The sequence below is a fragment of the Bradyrhizobium sp. genome, assembly GCF_030693485.1.
Taxonomy (GTDB): Bacteria; Pseudomonadota; Alphaproteobacteria; order Rhizobiales; family Xanthobacteraceae; genus Bradyrhizobium.
In genome coordinates, this window is record NZ_JAUYAN010000180.1 from 91,486 (window position 1) to 99,105 (window position 7,620).

Below are 7,620 nucleotides of genomic sequence, written 5' to 3' on the forward strand. Positions count from 1 at the left end.
ATGTGGCGGTGTTTCAAGAAGAAGCTGAACGGCTGGAAAACGATCATCTGGAACGGCTTTCTCGGCGTCGCGCCGGTCGTTCTGGTTTCGCTCGACAAGCTCGCGTCGATGGATCTGTCGCAATACATGACATGGTGGCTGGCCATCCTTGTCGGCTTCGTCGTTTCAGCCATCGGCGTCTGGCTGCGCTACATCACGACAGGTCCGGTTGGCACCAGGAATATCGCGACACAGGAACCCGGCGTGAAGGGGGACGATTGATATGTGGATGACCTTGCTTTCCTTCATTGGAGGCCCCGTCGTCAGCGGCCTCATCAAGGCGTATCAAGCCAAACTCACGGCCGGCAATACATCCGAGAAGATTGCCGCCGATCTAGCCTCGTCGGAGGTCGCCACACAGCGCGCCGAGATCGAAGCGCAGACGCGGTTGCGGATAGCAGAGATCGGGCATTTTTGGGAGCCCGAGAAGCTGTTCGCCTACGTCACGCTGTTCTTCTATGCGAAGGTCTTGATCTACGACAAATGCCTGGGGCTCGGAACCACCGACGCGGTCAGCGGCGAGGTCGCCAATTGGGCCGGGCTTGTAATGTCGTTCTATTTCGCCAAGCGGGGCTTTGAGAACGTTGCGCGGATCATCAGGCGATGACCGCAGAGATTATCAGGGGATGACTTCGGAGAAAAGCCTGCGATGATCGAAATGCGTTGCGAGGAAATCCGGGCTATCGTGATCGAGACGCTGGCCGAACAGCAAAGACTTCATCACGGTGAAATCGACACCGTGGCCCTCCGCACCGTCGCCACTATCCTGACCTCGTTCGGGATCGAGGAGGAAGACCGCCGAGAATTGCGCGCGGACTTCCAGCATCTGCGTCGCTGGCGCAAGAGCGTCGAGCAGGCGCAGAGCTATACTTTCAAGGCCATGATCACGGTGATCGTTACTGGCTTTGTCGGAGCGGTGTGGCTAGGCGTCAAGGTCATGCTCGGTAAATGACCCGCGCCGCCGTCTGCGGCTTCGACGCTGACCCGCCTGACGCCGTTTGGCGGTTGATTTTCCAGAGGGTGAACATGTACAGGATCCGTGAGGTCGACGCGCATGACGATGAGGTCGAGGACACGCTGACGGATCTTCACCGGCTCACTTTCTTCGATGAAGCTCCGATGCCGGAATTCGAGCAGGGGCATTGGTGGTGCGCTTTTCACGAAGCCAGCCCGGTCGCCTTTGCCGGTGTGGTTCAATCGACTCGCGCGCACAATGCGGGATACTTCTGCCGGGTCGGCGTATTGAAGAAGCACCGTGGCCATGCGCTGCAATTGCGGCTCATGCGTGCGCTGGAAGTTCGAGCACGGCGCAATGGATGGAGTTCCGTGGTCTCGGATAGCACTGACAACCTTGCCTCCTCGAACAACTTTATCCGCGCCGGCTACTGGCTGTACCAGCCACCATATCCATGGGCGTACCCGAACACACTTTACTGGCGAAAATCTGTAATATAGGGACGCGAATGTTGCGGCTCCTTCCGAGACTGCGATACCCGCCCGGTGGCCTGACGGCCACCGGGCTTTTTTTGCTTTTGGAGAGGGTATGCATGAAATGTCTCCGTCACTGCCTCGCTGCATGTCCGCCCATCAGATTCGGATCGCAAATTTTGATGGGTCGTTCTTCGGGCCGGCGGCAAGCCTCTTTAGCGGTCAGCCGCGGGTGACCGTCAAATTGCTAAGGCCTCGCAGCTGTGGCGAGCCGCCAGGTGCTTTCGAAAGATTCGTGATAGCATAGATCTCGACAGCAGCCGAGCCGGTCACGTAGGCCCCAAATCGGCCGCTTGAGTTGACTTTGAAACTCTGCCGGCTGCAAATGCGGACCGCGATTTTACGGAAGGAAACATCATGGCTGAGGCCTGGATCATCGACGCATGCAGAACGCCCCGGGGAATCGGCAAGGCCGGAAAGGGTGCATTGGCAGGTATTCACCCGCAGCAGCTCGGCGCGGCGGTATTGCGGGCGCTGGCCGACCGCACCGGAATCGATACTGCCGACGTCGAGGACATCGTCTGGGGCACCAGTTCCCAGCGTGGCCCGCAGAGCGGCGATCTCGGCAGGATGTCGGCGCTCGACGCCGGCTATGACGTTCGCACCAGCGGCGTCACGCTCGATCGCTTCTGCGGATCGGGCATCACCAGCGTTAACATGGCGGCTGCTTCGATCATGGCGGGCTGCGAGGATCTGGTGATCGCGGGTGGCACCGAGATGATGTCGATGGAAGGCCGCCGTGGCGAAGGCCCGTTGATGATGGACGCAGGTAATCTGCGGCTGCGCGCCAGGCACCCGCAATCGCATCAAGGTGTCTGCGCTGACGCCGTTGCGACGCAGGAAGGCATCACACGGCAGGACGTCGACAGACTCGGGTTCGAAAGTCAGCAGAAGGCCGCTGCCGCTATCAAAGCCGGCTACTTCAACAAGAGCCTGGTTGCGGTTTACCGCGAGGACGGCAGCCTCGCGCTCGACCGGGAGGAGTATCCGCGGCCGCAGACCACGCTCGAAGGGCTGGCCGGTTTGAAGCCCGCCTTCACGGCGGTGGCGGACTATCCGCTCGATGACAAGGGTACCACCTACCGCAACCTGATCCTGCAGAAATTTCCCGACCTTGAGATCGATTTCGTGCATCACGCCGGCAATTCGTCCGGCGTGGTCGACGGCTCCGCAGCCATCCTGTTGGCATCGCCCAGCTACGCCAAAACCCACGGCCTCAAGCCCCGCGCGCGCGTCGTCGCGATGGCAAATATGGGCGACTCGCCCACGTTGATGCTCAATGCACCGGTCCCCGCGGCGCGCAAGGTACTGGCCAAGGCCGGGCTCACGCTGGATGATATCGACCTGTTCGAAATCAACGAGGCCTTTGCGGTCGTGACCGAAAAATTCATCAGGGATCTCGAACTCGATCGCGCCAAGGTCAATGTCAATGGCGGGTCGATTGCGCTTGGTCATCCCATCGGCGCGACCGGTTCGATCCTGATCGGGACCATTCTTGATGAACTGGAGCGGCGGGATCTCAGGCGCGGCCTGGTGACCATGTGCGCCGCGGGCGGCATGGCGCCGGCGATCATCATCGAACGCGTATAGCGCATACGGGTGCAGCGGGGCTGGCGCGAACGCCAGCAGCGGTGCCGGACTTCGTCCGGCCGCGCTCACTCCAGCGTAGCCAGATTTCGGTAGGCCGCGGTCGCCTCCTGTATCAGTCTCTTTTCGCGCTTGTGGCTGAGAAATTGGAAGGACACCCGGACGCCCTCTCGCTCCAGGGCGGCGGCCAGAGAATGACCTCGGGCATCGTCGTTCAACTGCCCGAGCGACTTTTGCGCCTTGCGCAGGTATTTGAGCGCGGTCTGATACCGCGAAAACTTTTTGTCCGAAAACAGGTCCTCGAAAGAGCCAATCGAATAGCTCAACTTCTTGTTCAGAATGCGTACCCGATGCCGCTTCTTCACGCCCATTGTGACAAGCTTTCGGCTCTTCTTTAGAAGTTTCTCTTGCCATCGTGCCAGCTTGCGCAGGCTGTAGGCTGCGACTGGAGAGGCGCGCATCAACACGGCTTGTTTTTCTTCGTTGATTGACCATGGTCCGCGTTCGATCCAATCGGATGCACTCTTGACCAGACGCTGATATCTGGCGGATCGGAGTGCGCGCGCCAGATGTCGGTGAATTTCTGCGCGCTTTGTGGTCCAGGCGCGATAATGGGGTGCGGCTTGCGGCCGCCGCTTGTCGATTGCCTTCAGGCGTTCTATCGCGACGTCCAGATCCCTCATGATCCCAAGATGAGCGTTCAGCCACTTCAATTCAACCTTTACTCGCGTTCGCGTGGCGTCCGCGACCATCGGCGAGAAGAACAGAATGGCTGTACGCAAGTGCGTCAACGCCATGCGCATCCGGTGTAAGGCAACCGGGTCGCCTTTGCAGGTCGCATCGTGATGCCTGGTCAGATCGACCAGATGGCGACGCGCGATTACTCGAAATGCGGTGTCGCATGCCATCGTTGTATTCAGTCGCGGGGCAGGATCGCGGCGTGGATGCGCTCGTCTGGTGCGGGCGGCAGCTCGGCTGCCTGATTTCGGGGATGGGGCCATTGCAATTTCGTGTTTATCGGCCTGAGCGCCTCACCGCAAACGATCCGAGTTGAGTAGTGTTCCAGAGTTTGTTTGGATATTCCAGATGCCGCGCCGTACCGCGCACCTGTTTCCGCCCGAAGGAACCCGGATGTCGGGCGGGATAATGCTCAGTTTGTGGAGCTCTTGTCGTTTTGATGAAAATCAACAACAGATGTGTGTGATAGCCTATCGCTTGTCGTTCGTGCGGCCAAAACAGTCATCCAGCGGCCACCATGCCGGGTTATGATTGCTATGTTGGGTGACCTGATGACACGCTGAAGCGATGGACTGCAACCATCAGGACGGCGCGAGCCGGAAGTTGAGCCGATGTCGATCTATCGATTGAAAAATGTGCTTTCGCCTCGTTCGGTCGCGTTGGTTGGGGCGAGTCCACGACGGGCATCGGTGGGGCGCGCCATTCTTGGAAACATTCGCAAAGCAAAGTTCCCGGGTGACTTCGGGCTGGTGAATCCGCGGTATGCGGAGATCGACGGGGTTCCTACCGTCGGCAGCCTGGATAAATTGCCGTTTGTCCCTGAACTCGTGGTGATTACGGCGCCCGCAACCGCGATCGCCGGAATCATCGATGAAGCGGGACGAATGGGCGCGGCGGGCGCCTTGATTGTGACCGCCGGGCTTGGCCACGGTGCGGGGTCACTGGCGGACGCCGCCCAACGCGCCGCGCACAAGTACGGAATGAGGCTGATAGGACCAAATTGTCTTGGCGTCATGATGCCAGGCGGCAATCTCGATGCCAGTTTTGCCGCGAACATGCCACGATCGGGAAATCTGGCGCTGATCTCCCAATCGGGTGCGATCGCCACGGGGATGGTGGATTGGGCAGCGCAACGCGCGGTGGGCTTTTCCGGAATCGTCTCCATCGGCGACCAGCTCGATGTCGATATCGCCGATCTGCTGGATTATTTTGCGATGGACGGCAAGACGCGGGCGATCCTGCTCTATGTCGAAGCGATCAAGGATGCCAGCAAGTTCATGTCAGCAGCGCGCGCCGCCGCCAGGATCAAGCCGGTCGTGGTCGTCAAGTCCGGTCGTATGGAGCAAGGCGCGATGGCGGCTGCGACACACACCGGCGCGCTGGCTGGATCGGACGCGGTCTACGATGCCGCGTTCCGCCGTGCCGGCATCTTGCGGGTATCAGATCTGCGGGAATTGTTCGATTGTGCCGAGACGCTGGGCCGTCTGGAATCGCCGCCGGGCAAGCGCTTGGCTATTCTGACCAATGGCGGCGGCATCGGCGTTCTCGCGGTCGACCGGCTTGCCGATCTCGGGGGAATTTCCGCCGCGATCAGCCCTGAGACCATACAGGAGCTCGATGCGGTGTTGCCGCCGACATGGTCCGGCTCAAATCCCGTCGACATCGTTGGCGACGCCGGCCCCGAGCGTTACGCCGCGGCGCTCGAGCTGTTGCTGGCCGATGCGAGCAATGATGCCGTCCTGGTCATGAACGTCCAGACCGCGATCGCTTCGGCTGACGACATCGCCGCTACCGTGACCGCCGTGGTCGGCAAGTATCGCGAGAAGCATGGCCGGTCGGCCAAGCCAGTGCTTGCGGTCTGGGTCGGGGCGCATCAGACCATCGGCGACCTCTTGAGCGGCGCCGGGATACCCAATTATCCCACCGAGGATGATGCCGTGCGCGGCTTCATGCACCTCGTAAAACATCGCGAGGTCGTGACGGCGCTGGCGCAGGTTCCGCCCGCCATGCCAGGCGAGTTCGCGCCCAACAGCGAGGTTGCTCGGGGGATCGTGGCAAGCGCGCTGGCCGATGACCGCCGGTGGCTCGACCCGATCGAAGTCAGGCGGCTGCTCGAGGCTTATGACATCGCGATGGTTCCGACATATGCGGCCGCCGATGCCGAGCAGGCGGTTGCTTACGCTTCCGAGATTTTTGCGCAGGGCGCTACCGTTGTGCTCAAGATCATGTCGCGGGACATCGTTCATAAATCGGACGTCGGCGGCGTCGTTCTCAATCTTACCAGCCCCGAGGGAGTGCGTGACGCGGCGGCCGCGATCCTTTCGCGGGCCAGGGCGCTTCGCCCGGAAGCGCGAATAGCCGGCGTTATCGTGCAGGCGATGGCGGTTCGGCTGAAGGCGCGCGAGCTCATTCTTGGTTTCGCCGACGATCCCACCTTTGGCACCGTGATCGTGTTCGGCCGAGGTGGTATTGCGGTCGAGATCATCAACGACAAGGCGCTGGCTCTGCCGCCGCTCGACCTGCAACTGGCCCGTGACCTGATCGAGCGCACCCGTGTCTCGCGTTTGTTAGGCGCCTACCGGGATGTGCCTGCGGTCAAGCCAGACGCCGTCGCAATGGTTTTGGTCAAGCTGGCGCAGATGGCGGCGGATATTCCGGAGATTCGCGAGCTGGACATCAATCCGCTGCTGGCTGACGAAGCCGGTGCGCTCGCGGTCGACGCGCGTGTCGTGGTCGGAACGGCGGAGCGAAAATTCAAGGGGTCGGGCCCCGGCAATTTTGCCGTGCGGGCCTATCCGTCTCAATGGCAGCGGCATATCGAGGTCAAGGACGGCTGGCGGATCTTCGTGCGCCCGATCCGCCCCGAGGATGAACCTCTGATCCATGAATTCCTGCGGCACGTCACCAGCCATGATCTGCGGTTGCGATTCTTTGCGCCGATGAAAGAGTTTAGCCACGAGTTCATTGCCCGGCTGACTCAGCTCGACTATGCCCGCGCGATGGCCTTCGTCGCCGTGGACGAGTCCACTGATGAGGTGGTTGGCGTCGTTCGAGTTCATTCGGATTCGATTTACGAGAGCGGCGAATACGCCATCCTGCTGCGGTCCGATCTCAAGGGCAGGGGGCTCGGCTGGGCATTGATGCAGCTGATCATTGAATACGCACGGTCAGAGGGCCTCAAGGTGATCGCGGGCGACGTCCTGCAGGAAAATACCGTGATGCTGGGGATGTGCCGGGACCTCGGATTTGAAGTGAAAGCCGATCCTCACGAGCATGGCATTTGCAACGTCAAGCTCAAGCTACGAATATGAAGCGACGATAACGCCGGCAGCGGGTTTGGGTCTCCGCTTCAGCCGCATAGCTGCGAACGCGCTATTCCAGCGTCTTCAGAAACGATAGCAGATCATGAATCTGGTCGGGCTCAAGCTGGAACTCCGGCATGGTCGGGTGGCCGGTGACGATTCCCTCGGCAAGGGCTTCGGCGAGGGACTCTATCGGATAGCGCTTGTGCAAGCTTCGGAATGGCGGCGCGATCTGGAGCGGGCTGGAAGTTACCCGGTCGATCGAATGGCACCGCGCGCAATTGGTCAGCGCGAACGTCTTGCCGCGCTGCTCGGCTGGCGATATGGCAAACGCCGGTGCCGTCAGCATCAGTGTCACCAGGGTTTGACGCAGGGCAAGTCGCAGCATGACGGGGCGATCCTTTCGATGGCGAACACGCCTTGATAGGGCAGCATGCCCGATGGTCCTTGATCTGCATCAACCGGC

At 60.8% G+C, this 7,620-nt stretch carries 8 protein-coding genes; 6 read left to right on the forward strand and 2 right to left on the reverse strand.

The window, feature by feature from the left end; all coding sequences use genetic code 11:
- The 5 genes from Q8N40_RS13640 (at nucleotide 1) to Q8N40_RS13660 (ending at nucleotide 3,117) form a co-directional block, all read left to right on the forward strand.
- Nucleotides 1-261 carry a hypothetical protein gene (locus Q8N40_RS13640; protein ID WP_305321228.1) on the forward strand — a complete coding sequence of 87 codons (261 nt, stop codon included), beginning with the start codon at nucleotides 1-3 and terminating at the stop codon, nucleotides 259-261.
- A 7-nt stretch (nucleotides 262-268) separates the two neighbouring features.
- Entirely contained in the window at nucleotides 269-646 is a 378-nt protein-coding gene (locus Q8N40_RS13645) for a hypothetical protein (RefSeq protein ID WP_371135695.1), read from the forward strand.
- Nucleotides 647-697: 51 nt separating this feature from the next.
- A complete protein-coding gene (locus Q8N40_RS13650) occupies nucleotides 698-991 on the forward strand; it encodes a hypothetical protein (protein WP_370870909.1) in 294 nt (97 codons plus the stop codon).
- Complete coding sequence (locus Q8N40_RS13655) at nucleotides 988-1,494, forward strand: GNAT family N-acetyltransferase (protein ID WP_371135696.1); 507 nt, start codon at nucleotides 988-990, stop codon at nucleotides 1,492-1,494. The genes Q8N40_RS13650 and Q8N40_RS13655 overlap by 4 nt, the downstream gene beginning before the upstream one ends.
- Before the next feature lie 390 nt (nucleotides 1,495-1,884).
- Nucleotides 1,885-3,117 carry an acetyl-CoA C-acetyltransferase gene (locus tag Q8N40_RS13660; RefSeq protein ID WP_305712185.1) on the forward strand — a complete coding sequence of 411 codons (1,233 nt, stop codon included), beginning with the start codon at nucleotides 1,885-1,887 and terminating at the stop codon, nucleotides 3,115-3,117.
- Nucleotides 3,118-3,182: 65 nt separating this feature from the next.
- Here the strand turns inward: Q8N40_RS13660 and Q8N40_RS13665 are convergent, their stop codons facing one another.
- Entirely contained in the window at nucleotides 3,183-4,022 is an 840-nt protein-coding gene (locus tag Q8N40_RS13665) for a CHAD domain-containing protein (RefSeq protein ID WP_305712186.1), read from the reverse strand.
- A 441-nt stretch (nucleotides 4,023-4,463) separates the two neighbouring features.
- Here Q8N40_RS13665 and Q8N40_RS13670 point away from each other — a divergent pair, with 441 nt between their 5' ends.
- A complete protein-coding gene (locus Q8N40_RS13670; RefSeq protein ID WP_305712187.1) occupies nucleotides 4,464-7,163 on the forward strand; it encodes a bifunctional acetate--CoA ligase family protein/GNAT family N-acetyltransferase in 2,700 nt (899 codons plus the stop codon).
- Between the two features lie 61 nt (nucleotides 7,164-7,224).
- Here Q8N40_RS13670 and Q8N40_RS13675 read toward each other — a convergent pair whose 3' ends face one another.
- Nucleotides 7,225-7,542, reverse strand: a complete 318-nt coding sequence (locus Q8N40_RS13675) for a cytochrome c (protein ID WP_305321223.1) — start codon at nucleotides 7,540-7,542, stop codon at nucleotides 7,225-7,227.
- Between the last annotated feature and the right edge of the window lie 78 nt (nucleotides 7,543-7,620).

Excerpts from the sequence above, each read along its gene's own strand:
- Q8N40_RS13640 (WP_305321228.1), top strand. The coding sequence starts at position 1 with ATGTGGCGGTGTTTCAAGAAGAAGCTGAACGGCTGGAAAACGATCATC.
- Q8N40_RS13645 (WP_371135695.1), top strand. The coding sequence starts at position 269 with ATGACCTTGCTTTCCTTCATTGGAGGCCCCGTCGTCAGCGGCCTCATC.
- Q8N40_RS13650 (WP_370870909.1), top strand. The coding sequence starts at position 698 with ATGCGTTGCGAGGAAATCCGGGCTATCGTGATCGAGACGCTGGCCGAA.
- Q8N40_RS13655 (WP_371135696.1), top strand. The coding sequence starts at position 988 with ATGACCCGCGCCGCCGTCTGCGGCTTCGACGCTGACCCGCCTGACGCC.
- Q8N40_RS13660 (WP_305712185.1), top strand. The coding sequence starts at position 1,885 with ATGGCTGAGGCCTGGATCATCGACGCATGCAGAACGCCCCGGGGAATC.
- Q8N40_RS13665 (WP_305712186.1), bottom strand. The coding sequence starts at position 4,022 with ATGGCATGCGACACCGCATTTCGAGTAATCGCGCGTCGCCATCTGGTC.
- Q8N40_RS13670 (WP_305712187.1), top strand. The coding sequence starts at position 4,464 with ATGTCGATCTATCGATTGAAAAATGTGCTTTCGCCTCGTTCGGTCGCG.
- Q8N40_RS13675 (WP_305321223.1), bottom strand. The coding sequence starts at position 7,542 with ATGCTGCGACTTGCCCTGCGTCAAACCCTGGTGACACTGATGCTGACG.